Annotated in this window: 25 protein-coding genes; 21 read left to right on the forward strand and 4 right to left on the reverse strand. The window is 45.0% G+C overall.

Annotated elements, in window-relative coordinates:
* Nucleotides 1-71: 71 nt before the first annotated feature.
* The 14 genes from RQP52_RS33345 to RQP52_RS33410 all read left to right on the forward strand — a co-directional run bounded on the left by RQP52_RS33345 (nucleotide 72) and on the right by RQP52_RS33410 (nucleotide 11,322).
* Nucleotides 72-446: an ArsR/SmtB family transcription factor gene (locus RQP52_RS33345; protein WP_326062634.1), complete on the forward strand. Its 375-nt coding sequence runs from the start codon at nucleotides 72-74 to the stop codon at nucleotides 444-446.
* A 177-nt stretch (nucleotides 447-623) separates the two neighbouring features.
* The gene (locus RQP52_RS33350; protein ID WP_315955828.1) at nucleotides 624-1,787 is read left to right on the forward strand and encodes a YhgE/Pip domain-containing protein; all 1,164 of its coding nucleotides are present in this window, start codon (nucleotides 624-626) and stop codon (nucleotides 1,785-1,787) included.
* Between the two features lie 26 nt (nucleotides 1,788-1,813).
* The gene (locus tag RQP52_RS33355) at nucleotides 1,814-2,410 is read left to right on the forward strand and encodes a TetR family transcriptional regulator (protein ID WP_315955829.1); all 597 of its coding nucleotides are present in this window, start codon (nucleotides 1,814-1,816) and stop codon (nucleotides 2,408-2,410) included.
* Between the two features lie 6 nt (nucleotides 2,411-2,416).
* The gene (locus tag RQP52_RS33360; RefSeq protein ID WP_315955830.1) at nucleotides 2,417-3,376 is read left to right on the forward strand and encodes a PfkB family carbohydrate kinase; all 960 of its coding nucleotides are present in this window, start codon (nucleotides 2,417-2,419) and stop codon (nucleotides 3,374-3,376) included.
* Between the two features lie 144 nt (nucleotides 3,377-3,520).
* Entirely contained in the window at nucleotides 3,521-4,231 is a 711-nt protein-coding gene (locus RQP52_RS33365; RefSeq protein WP_315955831.1) for an SAF domain-containing protein, read from the forward strand.
* 20 nt (nucleotides 4,232-4,251) lie between these two features.
* A complete protein-coding gene (locus RQP52_RS33370; RefSeq protein WP_315955832.1) occupies nucleotides 4,252-5,487 on the forward strand; it encodes an AAA family ATPase in 1,236 nt (411 codons plus the stop codon).
* 57 nt (nucleotides 5,488-5,544) lie between these two features.
* A complete protein-coding gene (locus tag RQP52_RS33375; RefSeq protein ID WP_315955833.1) occupies nucleotides 5,545-7,023 on the forward strand; it encodes an ATPase, T2SS/T4P/T4SS family in 1,479 nt (492 codons plus the stop codon).
* A 3-nt stretch (nucleotides 7,024-7,026) separates the two neighbouring features.
* Nucleotides 7,027-7,959: a hypothetical protein gene (locus RQP52_RS33380; RefSeq protein WP_315955834.1), complete on the forward strand. Its 933-nt coding sequence runs from the start codon at nucleotides 7,027-7,029 to the stop codon at nucleotides 7,957-7,959.
* An 11-nt stretch (nucleotides 7,960-7,970) separates the two neighbouring features.
* Nucleotides 7,971-8,843 carry a hypothetical protein gene (locus tag RQP52_RS33385; RefSeq protein ID WP_315955835.1) on the forward strand — a complete coding sequence of 291 codons (873 nt, stop codon included), beginning with the start codon at nucleotides 7,971-7,973 and terminating at the stop codon, nucleotides 8,841-8,843.
* A 14-nt stretch (nucleotides 8,844-8,857) separates the two neighbouring features.
* A complete protein-coding gene (locus RQP52_RS33390) occupies nucleotides 8,858-9,007 on the forward strand; it encodes a hypothetical protein (RefSeq protein ID WP_315955836.1) in 150 nt (49 codons plus the stop codon).
* A 30-nt stretch (nucleotides 9,008-9,037) separates the two neighbouring features.
* Nucleotides 9,038-9,169, forward strand: coding sequence for a hypothetical protein (locus RQP52_RS33395; protein WP_258567494.1), 132 nt, complete (start codon nucleotides 9,038-9,040; stop codon nucleotides 9,167-9,169).
* Nucleotides 9,166-9,591 (forward strand): hypothetical protein, encoded by a 426-nt coding sequence (locus RQP52_RS33400; protein WP_315955837.1) that lies wholly within the window; start codon nucleotides 9,166-9,168, stop codon nucleotides 9,589-9,591. The genes RQP52_RS33395 and RQP52_RS33400 overlap by 4 nt, the downstream gene beginning before the upstream one ends.
* A 16-nt stretch (nucleotides 9,592-9,607) precedes the next feature.
* Complete coding sequence (locus tag RQP52_RS33405) at nucleotides 9,608-10,090, forward strand: hypothetical protein (protein WP_315955838.1); 483 nt, start codon at nucleotides 9,608-9,610, stop codon at nucleotides 10,088-10,090.
* Between the two features lie 53 nt (nucleotides 10,091-10,143).
* A complete protein-coding gene (locus tag RQP52_RS33410; RefSeq protein WP_315955839.1) occupies nucleotides 10,144-11,322 on the forward strand; it encodes a M24 family metallopeptidase in 1,179 nt (392 codons plus the stop codon).
* 290 nt (nucleotides 11,323-11,612) lie between these two features.
* Here RQP52_RS33410 and clpP read toward each other — a convergent pair whose 3' ends face one another.
* Genes clpP through RQP52_RS33425 form a run of 3 tightly spaced genes read right to left on the reverse strand, consistent with a single transcriptional unit; the run spans nucleotide 11,613 to nucleotide 13,136 of the window.
* Nucleotides 11,613-12,194 carry an ATP-dependent Clp endopeptidase proteolytic subunit ClpP gene (gene clpP, locus RQP52_RS33415; protein WP_315955840.1) on the reverse strand — a complete coding sequence of 194 codons (582 nt, stop codon included), beginning with the start codon at nucleotides 12,192-12,194 and terminating at the stop codon, nucleotides 11,613-11,615.
* 37 nt (nucleotides 12,195-12,231) lie between these two features.
* Nucleotides 12,232-12,537 (reverse strand): hypothetical protein, encoded by a 306-nt coding sequence (locus RQP52_RS33420; RefSeq protein WP_315955841.1) that lies wholly within the window; start codon nucleotides 12,535-12,537, stop codon nucleotides 12,232-12,234.
* Between the two features lie 14 nt (nucleotides 12,538-12,551).
* Complete coding sequence (locus RQP52_RS33425) at nucleotides 12,552-13,136, reverse strand: ArsR/SmtB family transcription factor (RefSeq protein ID WP_315955842.1); 585 nt, start codon at nucleotides 13,134-13,136, stop codon at nucleotides 12,552-12,554.
* Nucleotides 13,137-13,399: 263 nt separating this feature from the next.
* Here RQP52_RS33425 and RQP52_RS33430 point away from each other — a divergent pair, with 263 nt between their 5' ends.
* The 7 genes from RQP52_RS33430 (at nucleotide 13,400) to RQP52_RS33460 (ending at nucleotide 17,171) form a co-directional block, all read left to right on the forward strand.
* The gene (locus tag RQP52_RS33430; protein ID WP_315955843.1) at nucleotides 13,400-13,642 is read left to right on the forward strand and encodes a GNAT family N-acetyltransferase; all 243 of its coding nucleotides are present in this window, start codon (nucleotides 13,400-13,402) and stop codon (nucleotides 13,640-13,642) included.
* A 185-nt stretch (nucleotides 13,643-13,827) separates the two neighbouring features.
* The gene (locus tag RQP52_RS33435; RefSeq protein WP_315955844.1) at nucleotides 13,828-14,436 is read left to right on the forward strand and encodes a histidine phosphatase family protein; all 609 of its coding nucleotides are present in this window, start codon (nucleotides 13,828-13,830) and stop codon (nucleotides 14,434-14,436) included.
* Nucleotides 14,437-14,516: 80 nt separating this feature from the next.
* Complete coding sequence (locus RQP52_RS33440) at nucleotides 14,517-15,083, forward strand: SMI1/KNR4 family protein (protein WP_315955845.1); 567 nt, start codon at nucleotides 14,517-14,519, stop codon at nucleotides 15,081-15,083.
* 186 nt (nucleotides 15,084-15,269) lie between these two features.
* Nucleotides 15,270-15,443 carry a hypothetical protein gene (locus tag RQP52_RS33445; protein WP_315955846.1) on the forward strand — a complete coding sequence of 58 codons (174 nt, stop codon included), beginning with the start codon at nucleotides 15,270-15,272 and terminating at the stop codon, nucleotides 15,441-15,443.
* 223 nt (nucleotides 15,444-15,666) lie between these two features.
* Nucleotides 15,667-16,062 carry a contact-dependent growth inhibition system immunity protein gene (locus RQP52_RS33450; RefSeq protein WP_315955847.1) on the forward strand — a complete coding sequence of 132 codons (396 nt, stop codon included), beginning with the start codon at nucleotides 15,667-15,669 and terminating at the stop codon, nucleotides 16,060-16,062.
* 160 nt (nucleotides 16,063-16,222) lie between these two features.
* The gene (locus RQP52_RS33455) at nucleotides 16,223-16,609 is read left to right on the forward strand and encodes an HIT family protein (RefSeq protein WP_315955848.1); all 387 of its coding nucleotides are present in this window, start codon (nucleotides 16,223-16,225) and stop codon (nucleotides 16,607-16,609) included.
* Nucleotides 16,610-16,733: 124 nt separating this feature from the next.
* Nucleotides 16,734-17,171, forward strand: a complete 438-nt coding sequence (locus RQP52_RS33460; protein ID WP_315955849.1) for a hypothetical protein — start codon at nucleotides 16,734-16,736, stop codon at nucleotides 17,169-17,171.
* A 359-nt stretch (nucleotides 17,172-17,530) separates the two neighbouring features.
* Here RQP52_RS33460 and RQP52_RS33465 read toward each other — a convergent pair.
* The coding region (locus RQP52_RS33465) for a transposase (protein ID WP_315955850.1) at nucleotides 17,531-17,795 on the reverse strand (265 nt) is incomplete at its 5' end.

Consider the following 17,795-nt stretch of genomic DNA (forward strand, 5'->3'; position numbering starts at 1 on the left):
GGTAATAAGCAGAGATTTCTGTTATAATGAGTGTAAATCGTAAGTTTTATCATCAGAAAGTGAGAATGTTTATGGAAGATATATTGCCTAAAACCGTACAAGATCAATGTGATGACACTTGTAACGGAACTTCAAATATTGATGTCTTAAAAGATCAATTAATAAACGATCACACTGTTAATGGGTTAGCTGAAGTATTCAAGGCACTCGGGGATCCCACCAGATTGAAAATCATTCATACCTTATTGAATAAAGAGTTATGTGTTCAGGATATTGTACAAATTTTAGGAATGGGCCAGTCCGCGGTATCACATCAGCTAAGATATCTACGAAATCTTAGAATTGTTAAACGCCGTAAAGTTGGAAAGACCGTATATTACTCCTTGGATGATGAACATATTGAGCAAATTTTTGTGCAGATGCTTCAGCACGTGAAACACAACTAAAGGGGAGTTAGTCGTTTTCTGGGATCACTGGAGACTTTGATTATGGAGTTAATGTGGGATTCGAGGAAGATAATAAATATAAAAAAGAACCTCATTGACAGACAAAGCACTCCTCCCTATAATTTAAACAAACGTTTAATTAAAATGATCGTTTAAATTTAAATAGGAGTGGTAATTTTGAAACAAGCATTAGGCGCATTTTTTAAGCAAGGTACGACGAAAGTAGGAATCATAACAGCCATTATGTTTCAACTGTTATTCAGCTTGATCTGGATGACGGGTTATGCGGGCGTATCTGATAATACGAAAAATTTGAAGATCGCCATCGTCAATGAAGATCAGGGCATGGGAAGCACAGTGGCAAGCAATTTGAAGGCGAATCTGCCTTTTCAAACTGAGCAAATAGACTCAAATGACAAAGCGCAAGAAATGCTTAATAACCGTCAAGTGCAAATGGTTATACACATCTCATCCGATTTTACAAAAAAGCTGCAAACGCCGGGGCAAACGGCTCCGATTTCGTATACAATCAATGAGTCCAATCCCTCTATGATGAAACCCGTGATGCAGGCGGTAGCAGGCAATGTAACGGCAACTGTGAACGGGGAAGCAGTAGCTGCAGGAGCATCTGCCGTGCTTACTCAAATGGCTCCGAAACTACCGGCTGAGCAGGCGGGGCAAATTGCACAAGGGTTGGCGAATAAGGTAACCTCGGATATTCAGAGTACAAATAAAGTTAAAGACATGCCGAATCAAATGCTGCCTATGATGCTTGTGCTTGCTTCTATTGTAGGAACAATGATTATGGGGATGAACTTCAGCGTTTCCACGAAGATTCTCGGTGCATCGGTAAGTAAAAAGGGCAAATTAGCCGCACGTTTCACGCTGACCGTCATTGCTGCAGTAGTTGTTGGGCTTATCAGCGCGACGATGGTTGTTGCTTTGGGAGGACATGTAGAGAAAGGATTTATGGCATTATGGCTGTTTGAATCCTTATTCTTGCTTACGTTTGCGTGTGTTGCACAAATGTTTTTGACATTGTTTGGGAACGCAGGTATGCTATTTAACATCGCGATGTTATCCTTGCAATTGGTGTCTTCCGGGGCCATCGTGCCAAGGGAGCTTTTGTCGAACTTTTATCATTCTTTGAGCAATTTTTTCCCGGCCACGTATGCGGTTAACGGTCTGATGAATATTTTGTTCGGCGGTCCTGGTGTAACAAAAGAAGTAAGTTCTTTGCTCCTGATTGCCGTTATCGCATTAGCTATTGATTGTGTTGTTGTATTTATGAAAAAAGTAAAAGCAGCACCTGCTGCGAGACAGCTTTCACAAATCGCTTAACTTCTATATAAGGAGGGCGCTAAAGAATGGCACACCAAGATTCAGACATGAAGATAAAAATTGTACTCGCAGCAAAAAAATTATTCGCCGAGCATGGTTATGATGCTACAAGCGTTCGACAAATTTGTGAGGAAGCCGGGGCCAATGTGGCTCTGGTTTCCTATTATTTTGGTGGAAAAGAGAGCGTTTTCCATGAAATTTTCCATCAGTTTTTTCCCTCACATAAACTTTCCGGCCTGTTTGACATTGAAGATCCTGTAGAAGGAATTAAAGCGATTATCAAAGAAATTATTTTGATCCGGAGTAAAGACCCTCAAATGATTAGTCTGATTCAAATGGAAATTATAATGGCATCCCCGCGTATTGAGAAGATACGATCTCTCGTTTTTCCAGCATGGGAAAGGGTTAGATACTTGTTGGAAAAGGGGAGGCGCGAAGGCTGTTATCGCTTCGATTCCTTGGACAGTACGCTAATGTTTGTATTAGGTTCGATCTTTTTCTATAAGCAACGAGACTTCTTTGAGCCGCTTTTTTCGGAGCCGCGACCCGAGACGGGAACGATTATTCAGCAAACAACCACTTATGTGATGAACGCATTAGGCTATCAAAGTAAAGGGGAGTAAGGACTTATGGGTAAAAGGTATATTGTGTGTTTGGGTGAGCTTTTAATTGACTTCGTCCCTGAAGTAAATGGACAAGCTTTGGCGGACGTCACAAGCTTCCAGCGGGCGGCGGGCGGAGCACCCGCCAATGTGGCGGCGGCGGTCGCCAAACTCGGCGGCGACGCAAGGTTTATCGGCAAAATCGGCCGGGACCCCTTCGGCGATTTCCTCGTGCGCACGCTTGACGAAGTCGGCGTGCAGACGGCCGTTGTCCAGACCGATGAGGCGAAGACCGGTCTGGCTTTTGTTTCGCTGCGCGCGGACGGTGAGCGCGATTTCTTGTTTTTCCGCGACCCGGCGGCGGACATGCTCCTGCGCGCAGACGAAGTCCAGTCGCAGTGGCTGGAAGACGCAGCGGTCTATCATTTCGGCTCGGTATCCTTGATTGCCGAGCCTTGCCGCACCGCGACGCTGGACGCAGCGCGCCGTGCGAAAGATCTTGGCGCACTGGTGTCGTACGACCCCAATGTGCGCCTAGCGTTGTGGCCGAGCGCGGACGCGGCTCGGGCCGAGATCCTTGCGCAGCTTCCGCTTGCGGATGTGGTCAAAGTCAGCGAGGAGGAGATCGAATTCCTCCTCGGCGTGGACGCGACCACTGGGGCGCAGCAGTTGCTGCAGCGCGGGCCTAAAGTGATTATCATCACTTTAGGCCCTGAGGGCTGCCGCGTCGTGAGCGCGCGGCAGGATGTTGTCATCCCCGGCACCCGGGTGGCAGCCGTGGATACAACTGGCGCCGGCGACAGCTTCGTCGGCGGCATGCTCTTTCAGCTGGCGTCGCTGGGCGTGACGCCTGCGAACATCGTTGACGCGCTCGCTGAAGCCGGCGTCGCCGAGCGCGTTTTTGGCTTTGCCAACCGCGTGGGCGCTATCACGACTACGCGTCGCGGTGCGATTCCTGCGCTTCCAACGCTAGCGGAAGTGGAATAAATTTCATTCTTGTAAGATAGATTTCATTTTTATGTTGAAATATGGAAGATTCTATGCTATTTTTAATGTGCGAAGAACGCAGATTTCGGATGAATGTCCGAGAGCTGCGTTTTTTTGTTTTTTTATATCAATGGAGGTGAGAATTTGAATCGCAGGAGAAGCCTGCTTATTGCTGTGGTGGCTGCTGTTACGGCGGCTATGCTCGTGTATGGGCTATACGTGCTGCAAGTTAATCAGGTGGAGATGCAGCAGACGGTACCGGTCGTTGTGCCAAAAGATTTTATTCGTGCAGGAGTCTTGATCCGTGAGGACATGGTGGAGCTCCGACCTGTTCAAAAGGGAAGTTATACATCAGGTATGCTGACTAGTTTGGACGAGATCATTGGGCAGGAAACATTGATACCGCTAGGCACGAAGGAACCTATTTTGAAATGGAAGGTGAACCGCTATCATATGCTTCCGAATGAGAGGCAGGCAACGTTCCAAATGCCTAAAGAATATTTATTGTCGGTGTCTAACGGTATTCGTGCGGGAGATCGTGTTCGTGTGTATGTCTCAGGAACGGAGGACGGCAGCTCGCGAAGGCTTTTTGATGAGAAAGAAATTACGGTTGCTTCTGTAAAATCCTCGGCGAATGTGGAAGTGGACAATCCCAAAAATCCAAATTTGTTATCCAAGGTGGAAGGTGATAAGGAGAAAATGTATGCTTCCCGCTTGGAAGCTAACGGGGCTATTGACCAAATCAACTTGAATTTAACCGAAAATGAATGGCTGGAGATTGATCGTTTATGCAGCTCGAAGAAAGCAAAATTGGTTATTGCTTTCAGTTCCTCTTCGATTTTGACCGGAGAATGAGAGAGAAGGAGGGATGAGGTATGAATATCGGTTTACTTTCAACAGATCAAAGATTAATAGACGAAATTATTCATGTCGTTTATAGAAAACCATTGAACTGGATCATTTCATCAACAGCTGCGGATTTGATCAGCCATTTAGCGCAGTTAACATTTTCACATGTGATTATTTCCGATCGAGAACTGGATTTCGGCGGCTTGGAGGAGTTCCTTGAAGGGCTGCAGCTAGCAAAACCTGAACTGAAAATCATTGTTTTGCTTTCCAACTATCATGATGTAACGATCAATGAGAAGTATGTGAAAATGTGCAAACTCATGAGGTTGGACTACATTCAGCCGGGACGCAGTACCGCAGTTATTGCGGATGACATTCGGGCTTGGGTCGACGGGTTCGGGGGAGATTTAAGATACCAACAGCCAGTAGGTAAGTTAGTTACATTTATCGGATCCACGCCAAATATCGGGACGACCCTGGCTTCTTTTGGTGTGGCTTATTCGCTGGCGGCGGAGACTTCGCAGAAAGTGGGATATGTATGCTTAAATCTAAAAAGCTCTAAACTCCACCGCTATTTAGGGAGAGACGAAAACGGCTTTACGCTGGATGGCTTGCGTGCGGAGCTAAAAGCTCAAAGTTTGACACCGGATAGGCTGCTGCTCGTTTGCGATAAACCGAAGGAAGCCCACGGGCTGCATATCCTCTACGGTAATATGCTGCGCGAGCAAGCAGAGTTCTTTTCGCCATCGGAAATCGTACATTTGCTGCGTGTAGCCCGGAGGGCTTTTGATATTTGCGTCATAGAAGTCAATGCTTATTGGGACAATGCGGCAACTGTTTGTGGGTTATTGGAAGCTGACAGCAAAGTAGTCGTTACGACAGCGGACATTGCTCATTTTCAAGAAGATTTTTCACGGTGGATTAGGCAGGTTGGCTCGGTTTTTGGTTTGCAGCCAGATGGTTTTGAGTTAATGGCCGTTCAGACAGAACGTCATTCGAAGCATAGTGAGTTTACGATTAAAGATATTCGCAAGGAAACGCAGCTACATTTGATTGGACAGATTGCTAAGCATGGCGATGCACTTTCTCGCTGTAATCAAGGTAAACTGTTCGACATGCTGACCCCAAGTCATTCGATGTATGAGGAGGTTAAAGCTGTTGCGTCCAAATTGGCCGACTTTTATAAGCTGCCGAGGAAAGAGAATGTACGGCAAATTACATGGCTGCAGAAGCTGATGACGGGGAGAAAAACAGCAAGTTAATGACATGGAAGCGAGGTGAAAGGAGTGAACGAGGAAAGATTTTCTATTATTACTTATATGCACGAACGAAAATTGAAGGAAAAGGTCGTAGGAGCAGGTTTTGAGCCGGGAACCTATCAGGCAGGCAACGGAAGCACAGAGAAAATGGTTGGATTAGAATCAGAACATAGAGATAGCTGCAACGATTTAGGAGAGGGAACGGGTGGAATGGGTGGACAGTCCTCACAGGAGGATGTCATTTTTGATCAGTGGGTACAGGATATACGCAGTGAGCTTGTAACGATGAAAGGCAGAACGGAGGCCGAGAAACAGCTCTACAATGAGACGCTGAATCGCGCCATTCTTGGTTATGAGGAGGATCGAGGAAAACTGCTTGCCGTTATTCATGATCTCGTTTCAAAAAGAAGGCTTACCGGTAGGCCACCCCGAACGAGCGGATACACGACTTTGCCGGAGGCGATTTTTGCAGAAATTATTGGCATGAATGTACTGGAATTGGTGTTGAAACATAAGGAGGGACTTGAGGAGATCCAAGTTGTGGGGAGGCAGATTTTTGAGGTGCGTGGCGGGAATGCAATTCCATCCGCTTATGCGCTGCCTTCTGTACGTGAATTAGCAAGAATTCAACAAAATTTAGTGCTGTTTAACAATGATACGCTGAATCCTAGAAAGCGCTGGGCCGAGGTCGTGCTGCGGGATGGATCGCGAGTGACGATGACCGGCTTCGGTTTTACGGCGGAGCCCACTTTGACGATCCGTTTTTATACGGTAAAGAGGTTTGACTTGGCGACTTTGGCTTCTGCGGAGCTTGCCACAATGAATCATCGAATGGAGCAGTTAATTCGGTGTTTGATCCGTTCTTATTTTAACCTGATCGTTATTGGCCCCACGAATTCCGGTAAAACCAATCTTATTAAAGCAATCATTGCTGAAATGGATCATAACGAAAGGATTATTACGATCGAATCACGGTTTGAACTAAATTTGAAGCGTGATTTTCCGTACAAAAATATCGTCGAATACGAAATTGACGAAGAAGACCCGAGACATTCCGGCTTGCAGGCTTTTAAGCTGGCATTGCGTCAATCGCCGAAGCGGATTTGTCATGCTGAAATTCGAGACGAGGATGCGAACCTTTACGTCAGAGCTTGTACGCGAGGCCACGAAGGCAGCATCACTTCCGTTCACGTAGGTGAACTTGAGGATGTTCCTGATGCGATTACGGACATGTGCATGTTGGATGGCAGGGGAATGGATCCTCTGCGTTTGACGAAACGGATTACAGCGTTTGTGACACAAATCGGGATGGAGATGGCCGTTGTCCACGGGAAAAGGAAGATTGTGCGGATCGTCGAATATCGGTACGAAAATGAGGAGGTTTGCGTGACGGAACTCGCAGTTTATGACAAGTCGACAGAGGATTGGAAATTTCCCGGGAAATTGTCGCAACCTGCATCGCGGAAAATCAGTAAGGCTGACCACGAGGGCTATGCTTTGTTGATGAAGCTCGGTTTTATTGAGAAAGAAGGCGAGTGATGCATGATTTTCGCTACATATGCCTTTCTGACATTGCTGTTTATCGTCGTATATCTGGCTGTGCGATCCGGTTTACACGTATTAATCCGACAGCGCAAAGCCAGATTTAGGCTGCATTATGTCAAAACGTCTTCGTTCGGCAATCGTTTCAGTGAATATTTGGGCAATAGAAGTCGATTGATTAAGCATGTAAAGGAGATGATGGAATCCGTCGAATTAGGCATGAGTCTGCAAACGGTGTTGGTGGTAACTTTTGTCTTATTTTTAGTCGGCGTGATAGCGGGAATCTTGTATTTTCAGTCGGTAAAAGGTGTTCTGATTTTAACTTGCATCTGCGTGTCACTGCCCTATGTGCTGCTTCGACTTAAATTGGTTAGTGTGAGGCTGCAAACCCGACTGGAGTTTCTCCCGGCTGTAGAAGTATTTTACCAGTATTACATGGTAGATCCTCATAAGAATATGAAAATGGCACTGAAATATTGTTTAGAGGAAAACCGTATTTTGTATCCGATTAAGCCTGTGTTCGAGCAGCTTTATAGGAATCTAATGACTCAAAGAGATAAGGAGGAGAGCCTGCGCATTTTTTCGCTTACTTTGGGCCATGCATGGGCTGAGTATTTCGTTGGGATTCTGCGTGTCGCTTTGACGGAAGGAAGTTTTGTTGGCGATAGTTTCAAAGAGCTAATTATCGACATGCGAAAAGCGCAGCGATTCGATCAAATGGAACGAAATCGTCTTTTGGAGATTCGGATTGCCAATTTTACGCCGATTTTATTTCTAGCCTTATTTTTGTTCATTAATTTCAAAGTAAACGCTGACAATGCCTATTTATACTATGTTTTGGACCCTGGCGGACGAAATATGATTTTGGATGCGCTTTTGCTGATATTCGTTTCTTTTATCATGGGGATTTATCTTTCAATGCGAAGAATGTGAGGGTCTAATGAATGATTCAAATTGCATCCAATTTGCTTCTTTTCGTGCTTTTCATGACGGCTGTTTATCACGGTATTCTGCTTGTGCCTGTCCGGGCAAATAGGTGGAGGACATCGCAGGTTATGAGCGTGCTTCGGGAGAAGAAACTTCCTGACTGGTTGTTCAAATGCTTAGGGCTTAAGGCAAAGACTATAGAAGAGAAGCGTCAGCTTCTTATAGGGTGTGGCATCCGGATGAATGCAGGACTCTACGAAGGAGGCAGGAGAATTCTGCTGCTGACTGCCTTTCTAATTGGGGTTTTAGGTTACGCCGGCTTACAGTATCCATTGCTGACTTTGTTTATTGAGCCTATCTATGTATTAACCGGGACGGCCTGCCTGTCGCTATTTTTGTTTTTCGATAAAAAAGTGCTGGCTCAGTTGAAGGAAAAGAGGGCGCATCGCATTGTCCGGGAAATTTACGTCATTAGTCATCATCTGCTTTATTACAATGATTCACATATGAGTTTACATGCAAAGTTATCTTTATGTGCTTCTCAAACTCGTTCAATTCGGACGCAGTTCGGGCTGCTGCTCAATGAGTGGTATCAAGGTTCTGAAGCCGCAATTGCCCAGTTCAAAATAAGGCTGGGAACGGACGAAGCACACAGCTTCGGGGAGACATTGAATGTGCTCAGATTGAATGAACATGCGAGCTATTATGATCTGCTCAAGCAAAGGATTCAGGACTATAAAGAGAAGATGGAGTTAGTGCGGGAAAGTAAAAAAGAGGCAGTCTCTTACGTGTTGTTTGTGCTTGCCGGACTGCCGATTTTGAATACGTTTCGGGTATTTATGTACCCGTGGGTTGCTGAGGGTCAGCGTTTATTTCATGCAATTAACTAAAGGAGTGGCGTGTTATGAGAAATATTTTAGTTACCGTTATGATGTTGATTGTAGTTGCTTTCCTTTTTACATCGATTGTTAATGATGGTTCGACAGGATTAAGGCGGAACATTTCGACGCATGGCACGCAGGCTAATTCGGATATTACGTCATTACGGCCTTGATGCAGAGGGCAGGCTGTGAGGTCAATTTTGATGACAGTGATGTTGATTATGGTTGTAATTGTTATCTATAACAATGTGGTTGGAGGAAATACGGGAACACGGATGCAGGTGAACAACGGAGGTGCCAGAATTAATGGAACCATAGAGCGGATTGATCCATGAAGCAGCTATTAGTGTTCGTTTTACTTGTGACTATGCTCTGTTGGTTCATGTTCGCTCCTGTGTATAAGCATGTCATTATCGTTCGCCAGGCTGTTTTGCAAAAAGAGGTTGATTATTTACTTGAGATTGGCGCTAACGGCAGGCATGGGTACATCGATCAGTCGATGATTCAAGAGTCCAGGAATCGTATGGAGGCCAGGGGTTTCACGTCAGGAGAACTCGTGTATACGATTGAAACCACAACGGGAACGGGAGGGACGGATGTAAGATCACCTGTTTGGCGGGGAGCCGGCTTAGGTTTGAAGCTGACGTACCCCTATCATCGGCTTTTTGTTATTGATCAATTAGTGGGGATAACGATCCCTGCCGAAACAGATCGCATGGGGGCTAGCGGCATGAAGATGAGTGAGTATGTGCCTTGAAGGTTGAGGGGATGTTGTGTATAAGCTGCTATTCATGGCGCTGATGAGTGTCGTATTTATGTCGATGTATGCGCTGCAAACGGATGAAGAGCTGGCCATGCACACGCTTTTTCAGGGGAAGCATGCGCTGAACCGTGCGGTTCATGCGGCTGCTCAGCAAAATGATCAGGTGAAGCTGGCTGAGGGCATTCATGCGATTGATGAGAGCAGAGCCAAATCTGTGGCCTTACAATATTTGCAGGCAAACTTAAGACTGGATACGGCAAATACTCCGCTGCCTGGCACTTTTTTGCAGGATGAGGTGGTGGTGGAGTTATTTAAGATCGTTAATGAAGGGGAGGTATTTCCTTATACCTATACGAATTCCGCGTACGGTTACTCGGTTACGCTGAACCGACCAGGGGTAATTATGTTCATTCGTTTGAAATTCCCGCGAACGTATACCGTTTTGCAGCCGATTACTTGGAGGATTAAGTGTTCTGCAGAAATGGTATTTTGAATGTATAATAACAGATGAGGTGTACATTCTTGGAGTTGTGAGGAGAGGTACGAATGACGATTTTCCAGCTAAGGCAGCAGTGGCTTCAGGGTGAGATGATCAAACGGGGATGGTCCGGCTTCCTGGTCACCCATCATGTGGATATATATTATTACTGCGGCTCGATGCAGACGGGGTATTTGTTTATTCCAGCGGAGGGCGAGGCGCTTTATCTCGTTCGCCGCAGTTTGATCCGCGCGGAGGAGGAAGCGTCAGCGGACGTGGAAGCGCTGGGATCCTGGAAGACGCTGGCTGAGCGTCTTCGTGCGCGCTGCGCCGCGGCGGCGGATGCACCGCTGTGGATCGCGACGGAGCTGGACGTGTTACCCGTCCAGCTGTTTGGAAAGCTCCAGGCGGCGCTGCCCGGCGCGGCCTGGGAGGATGGCTCGCTGCTCGTGCGCGAGCAGCGAATGATCAAATCGCCGGACGAAGTCGCGGCGATTCGGGAGGCGGCGCGCGTCGTCGACGCGGCGCTGGAAGCGGTCATCCCCCACATTCGTGAGGGGATGGCGGAGTTTGAGCTGATGGCGCTCATCGAGCATCAGCTCCGGCTGCGCGGGCACCAAGGGCTGATGCGCATGCGCGCGTACAATTCCGAGTTAATCACCGGAATGGTCGCGACAGGCGCGGCGGCAGCGGTGCCCACCTATTTTGACGGGCCGGCCGGGGGTACAGGGCTCCACCCGTCCAGCCCGCAAAGCTCTGGCCGCGCGCTGCTTGTGCGCGGCGAACCGATTCTCGTCGACATTGGCTGCATGGTCGACGGATATTTGATCGATCAGACGCGCACGCTCGTGATCGGCGATTTGGACCCTGAGCTGCAACATGCCTACGACGTGGCGGAGCAGGTGCTCCGTGCCACGGAGGCTAAGCTGCAGCCGGGCATGATTGCCGAGCATCTGTATCTGCTCGCGCTGGATCAAGTGCAGGAAGCGGGGCTGGGCGCCCACTTCATGGGGTACGGCGCCGACCAAGTGAAGTTCCTTGGTCACGGTATCGGGCTCGAGATCGACGAATTGCCTGTTCTCGCCAAAGGTTTTAAATATCCGCTGGCTCCTGGCATGGTCATCGCCATCGAGCCGAAGTTTACGTTTCCCGGGCGCGGAGTAGTTGGCGTTGAGGATACGTATCTGATTACGGACAGCGGCTGGGAGAAGCTGACGATTTCGAGGCAAGGTCTTATCCGAGTTTAGTTTTATAGTAGCCATATCGCATAAAGAAGCTGTCTTGAAAGTAGAGTTTGCTACTTTTGAGACAGCTTCTTTTTTTTGAGGATCTATCACTGTTTAGCCCAATTCGCTTACTTTAGTGCGAGCGAGCAGAGGGAGGGAACTATAGGGCGCTATTTGAGATACTTTGGCTAACTTCGGTAGTCCTGCAGAACTGTAGGGTCTTATTTGCCTTAGGTTGGTCTCATTTCGCTTAAAATCACGAAAATAGCGGACCACAGTTCCGTTTTAATCTAAGCGTCTTGGTCTTGACCTTAAATCCTTTCAATCACTTTATCAATCAGACCATACGTTTTCGCATCCGCGGCCTCCAAGTAGTAATCGCGGTCCGTATCCAGCTCGATTTTCTCAATGGGCTGTTTCGTTGTATCTGCGAGAATACGGTTAAGTGTGTGGCGTGTTTTGAGAATATGCTGAGCGCGAATGTGAATATCGCTGGCTTGCCCTTGAGCGCCGCCCCAAGGTTGATGAATCATAACTTCTGCGTTTGGCAGAGCAAAACGCTTGCCTGGTGCACCGGCTGTCAGAAGAACTGCGCCCATGGAAGCCGCCATCCCCACGCAAATTGTAGAAACGTCAGGTTTAATGAAATTCATCGTATCATAGATAGCCAATCCGGCTGATGTTGAACCGCCAGGGGAGTTGATGTAGAGAGAAATGTCTTTCTCAGGATCTTCAGCGGAAAGAAACAAGAGTTGGGCAATAATTGCATTGGCTACTTGATCATTCACTTCTGTTCCTAAGAAGACAATTCTGTCTTTAAGCAAACGGGAATAAATATCGTAAGAGCGCTCTCCGCGCGCGGATTGTTCAACAACCATAGGTATGAAGCTCATAGAATTCATCCTTTCTATTTTGAGGAGTACCTTCTTTTTAGGACGCGGCTCTGCTTTGTAACGTATGACGGTAAGCAGGCTGTTTCTGACCAAAACCAGACGAAATGATGACAAGACGGACGGGTTCCTCACCCTGAGAAGAAGGGAATTCACGAACGTTAAAGGTAACTTCTGACTCAGATGAACCTTGGCGACGATAATTGTCAATGGAGATCACTTGGCCGTCTGATTTGATTGGAGCTACACGCTCTTTAGGGCGCTCCCATGTGATAATAGCTGCACCTGGCACTGTGTCCTTTTGTTCTCTTTTTGATTCTTTCTCTTGCTCATGTTCTTGACTCATCGTAGGCGTCCTCCTCATTCTTTCGGTTTCGGATACACGGCTAATAACACTTGATAGGCTTCATTCTCGTCTTTGCCAGCAGCGTAACGTTCCACTAACTGCTGTACCATGGCAGCATACTCCTCAATGAATGCCTGTCGCTGATGCTCATCGGACAAATGAACTTGGAGCTGTAGCGTAGCACTGGGAATTTCTTCTCCAACATCAGATTGCTCCATGAGCAGCATGGCATCACGCCTTATTCGCTCTGACGTTGTGACAAGATGTGCGAGCGAGCTTTGGTCCTTCAGCTTCTGCACGGTCTCGGGCTTCATGCTCAAACTGTCAGCGAGCACGAAAGTTTTGGCAATGGATCTATACAGGACTTCGACCAGATTGCGTACTTGACGCGTGCCGACTCGCTGCACTAGACCCGCTTTTTCCAAAGCTTTCAAGTGATAGTTGATCCGCTGCGCAGTCTCACCAAGAGTTCGAGCTACTTCAGCTGCAGAGCCAGGTTCGAGGAGCTGTGCAATAATCTCCCCGCGGATGGGGTTAAGCAGTACTGTAGCTTGCTCGGGTGACTCGATGTAAAACCTTTCTTGAATATCGTTTAGCATGGAGAGGATGCCTCCAGTACAATGAATATGTTACGTAAAAATATTTTATTACGTGGAGGATGGAAAGTCAATGGGCGGTTAGAAATCTCTTCTAACTAACTGTTGGTGTTGGTGGATGACAAATTGGTTTCAAAATTTTCAATAAGGTTTTTCTACGATTAACAGTAGAGAAGATTAAGCTATAGGGCAGGTTAATTCCAACCATTTACGATATTATATGGTATTATATGGATATGTCTTTGAAATGTGGAGGGTATTTGTGAATGAGTGTAGAGATTGTATCTTTAAATAAGTCCCTTGTTCCTTATGTATATTCATCGCCGAAGCATAGGAATAAAGGTGTAGGTAGAAAGCTAATGCAATACGCCATAGATATAGCCATTGATAACAAAGCGTCCCGATTCCAGCTTGAAACAGATGATGAAAATGCTCCTGCTAGAAATTTATTTAATAATCTTGGATTCAAGTTAATACCAGGTAAAGGAGTGTACATGGCATTTTTATAGACGATTGGTTCATTGTGCTAACTGGAAACTTTAGCTCAATAACCATCTCAGGAGAAGGCTGCCGACAGTAAAGGATCGGCAGCCTTTTGCTCAACTAACGGGCAGTATACTCCCAATATGTGTTAATATTTAAGGGTTCGAATTTATTATAACTAGTAGTGCTGTTTTACAAAGGGGGAAGATGTGTGGCTATTTATTTTGTGAGACATGGTGTGGACGATGATGGCTATCGTGGGGGATGGAGTCAAAGAGGGCTTAATGTTGAAGGATATAGGCAATCACAAAAACTAGGTTGCCATCTGAATAACCAAAGCACTTTTCAGATACATCGTATAGTGAGCAGTGACTTGCAACGGGCATTAGATACTGCGAATGAGATTGCTATTTTTTTGAATTTGTCTGTTGAAAGTAGCAATCAATGGAGGGAAATGAATAATGGTGTAATTGCTGGAATGCCTAATGAAATCGTCAATGAACGATTCCCTGGGCTATATTTTTCAAGCTTGCGTATAGACGAGAGGTATCCTGGTGGAGAGAGTCCGCTAGAATTTTATACTCGCATAGAAGAAACATTCAAACGGTTATGTGAGGAGCAATCAGCAAAAGAGCATCTGGAGAATGTAGTTATTGTTACTCATGGCGGGGTTATCAATGTCGTTTATCATATTCTAAAGGGATTGGAATGGACAAATAAAAATAAATCGTTTCCAGCTTCAAATACAGGCATTCATAAAGTTGAGAACATAAATGGACAATGGAAATTAACATTAGAAAACTTTAGTGGGCACTTATAGTCTCCATAGGTTTGCTACGCTAATGGATAACTTTGAGGGAATTGAAAAATGGGAGAAAATCAATAGGAGATGAAGGAACAATGAAATTATTATGGGAAAGACTAGAGAATTGGCTTAAAGATCATGCACCTGAAATATTAGATGACTTAAATCCTGGGGCAAGTGATTCGGAGATTTTAGCTCTAGAGACTAATCTGGGATTTAAATTACCAGATGACTTGAAAGAATCGTTGAGTATTCACAACGGACAATCCGGTAAGTCAAAATGGCTTGTTGCGGGCTGGGAGCTGCTATCTACAAAACGGATCCTGGAGGAATGGGAGGTTTGGAAAGATCTTTATGACAGTGAATCATTCATAGACTATGATGTAGAACCACAAGGAGGTATAGCAAATGTTTGGTGGCAACCAGCTTGGATACCATTAACATACAACGGTTGTGGTGATCATCATTGTCTTGATTTAGCACCAGCGAACAGAGGTAAAAATGGTCAAATAATAAGCATGTGGCACGACTCGGATGAAAGAAAAGTATTAGCAGAGGGTTTTAAGCAATGGTTCGGTCATCTTGTCCAAACATTTGAATCAAACGATGCAGAATATGTTTTTAAAAGTGGCGACTTCAAATTTGATGCAATTGAAGATTAAACTGACGGAGAACGTTAGCTTAGGAAGCTATAAGGATACGTAGGGGAGCTGTTAAAGTCGGAAATTTCAAAGGAAAGAGCTTACGTATATCTATTTTATTGTGTTCTATTAGATATTCGGAGTGCTTCTTATACTCATCGTATTACATGGTGGAATCCTGCGTCATGGATCCAGGCAAAAATTGATATGCAAGAAATAAACAATATTGCTGATGTATATCACAACTTACCTGACTTGCTTGTTATCCGACCCAATGAATTTGATGAAAGATGGTTTTGGGATTACCTAAAACAGCGACTTCCAGAAAAATACGAATTTTACTTCCAAGTATTTATCGAAAAGATAAACGAAAAAGTATGAGTTTTCACTGTTTGATTAAACTAACTGGGAACGATAGTTCAATCACGACATGACGGCAGCCGGCACACGTTCGGTTGCCGTTGTTCGTTAAAGTAACGGGAGTTTAATGGAGCAAAAGTGGTCAACTGTGATGGACATAGATGCTCCACAATTTATTATCTTATTGTCAGGCAACTGCTCCTTGTTTATTAAGCTAAAGGATAGGAGAGTGGAGGTAAATATGATGGATTTCAATAAGTCTTTAGAGGAAATCGATGGGGAAGACTGGGGAGATCCTGAAAAGGGAGCCACTGGTTTAATAAGAAAGTGTCTTGCATTAAGAAGAAAACCTCTAAAGGATTTTACAAATGATGATCTTACCAGGATGATATCTCAGAAAAAATCCCTTAAATACCTTGTCCCTATAGCCATTAAAAGATTAGTTGATAACCCGTTGAACTCTGGTGATTACTACAGGGGAGATCTATTGAGTTCTGTCCTAGAGGTTAATATGGATTTTTGGAAGGAAAACTTAGAGCTTCAAGAAGAGTTCGATATGGTTGTGCTTGATGTTCTCCAAGCATATGAGACAATAGTTCCCCTTATTAAGGCTTATCAGGATACAAACAACCTGAAGTAAATATTGCTGAATGTTGGTATTGAGCTAACGGATAACGATAGCTGAATAGCCAGGGAACAGATCGCCGCGATGGCATCTGTTCTTATTTAGTAACTGGCAGGAGAATTGAAAAGCTTAGGGGAATTTTAGGAGAATAAGGATATGGAAATGAGGGCTTAAGATGAGTTGTCCATTTTGTTTTCCAGAAAAAGACCGTGAACAGAGCATCGTTCTAAGTAATGAATACTGTTTCTTTGTCCAAAAACCCCAAGAAGTCTTAATAGGTTCTGGTTTGATTGTTCCAAAAATGCATAGAGATACCGCTTTTGAATTAACGCCTGAAGAATGGCAAGCAACGTTTGATCTATTACAACAGGTCAAGGAGTTATTAGATAAAGAATATGCTCCACAAGGATATAATCTTGGGTGGAATTGTGGAAGTGTTGGAGGACAGGAAATATTTCACGCTCATCTGCATGTAATTCCTAGATTCGAGGACGAGCCTTTAGCTGGTAAAGGTATAAGGTATTGGTTAAAGCAAACAACGAACCAGCGTTCATTACGCTAACGAGGAACTTAAGCTCAGCGATGGAACCGATCCACCGCTTGTTATCGTTCCAATATACTTCGCTCAACAATCGGGCAGATTTCTGTTTAATATAGTATTTTATACAAAGGAGGCTTGACTTTCGTTGTCAAATACAGGGGTCACTCTTATAAAGATTTGGGAAGACGAAAACTTTTTTGAAATAAGTCTTGAAGTTCGTTCAATCTTTTGTATTTCAGAAATAAAATTTTACACGGATAATTCTGAGTTAGATGAATTAAGACAGGGATTATTATTAATTTCATCATTGTCAGACAATGAGTACATTTGGACATCTGGTGAGGATAAAGAGAATACAACTCATTATGTACAAACGCGTTGGTACGTACAAGATAAACGAGGACATATCGGGGTTGAATTTATACTTGATAATAAAGACAGCGCACCTGATAAAATGCGATCACATTCATTCGTAGTTACTGAGTTGAATCAACTTGATGATTTTATTAACCAACTCCAACAATTCATTAAAGGGAAAAGCAACGTAATAAAGGGGTTATTAAACTCCCTCGGTATGATTTAATTTCCTCACGCAAGCTCGTCTATTCGCAGGATTTCATCCTTTAGGTTTCGATGCTGAATGAAAAGGAGCGAGATATATTTAGGGTGTTTCGTTAAAAAGGCATGCGGGAATAGAGGTGGAGTTGAATCACCCAGTTCATTCCAATTACTGCACGTATTCTCCACGGTGCCCTTAGCGATTTTCACTCCCATGTCTCGACGGGTCAATAGCCCTTTCATTCCTTCGTCACATCTATCTAAGGGGTGGAGGTCGGTCTTTCTAACGGAATGGGTCGGAGCCCTTTTGTTTAACGTATCCCGATACTCCGTGCTTTCTTTGTCTCCTGCGAATACGCCAACTTGCGTGATACAAGGTTTATGTTAAGCTGCTAATGCAAAGATTTTATCGGGTTTGTATGCGACATCACTACGAGCCATTCCTACTAAGAGTCGAGCTAGCTTACCACATAGCTTCATGATAGACTTCATCTTTTTAAGCTTTTTCACCTGAACATTGTAGTGATGTAAGGCTTTAAATTCTTGGTTACTCATGACCATGCACATCGTAATTAAATAGAGAAAGTGACGTAGCCGTGGACGGCCTCGTTTACTGAGCTTCAGTTGTCCCTTCCATTTACCCGAGCTT

Origin of the sequence: Paenibacillus violae (assembly GCF_032461945.1) — a bacterium.
Taxonomy (GTDB): domain Bacteria; phylum Bacillota; class Bacilli; order Paenibacillales; family NBRC-103111; genus Paenibacillus_E; species Paenibacillus_E violae.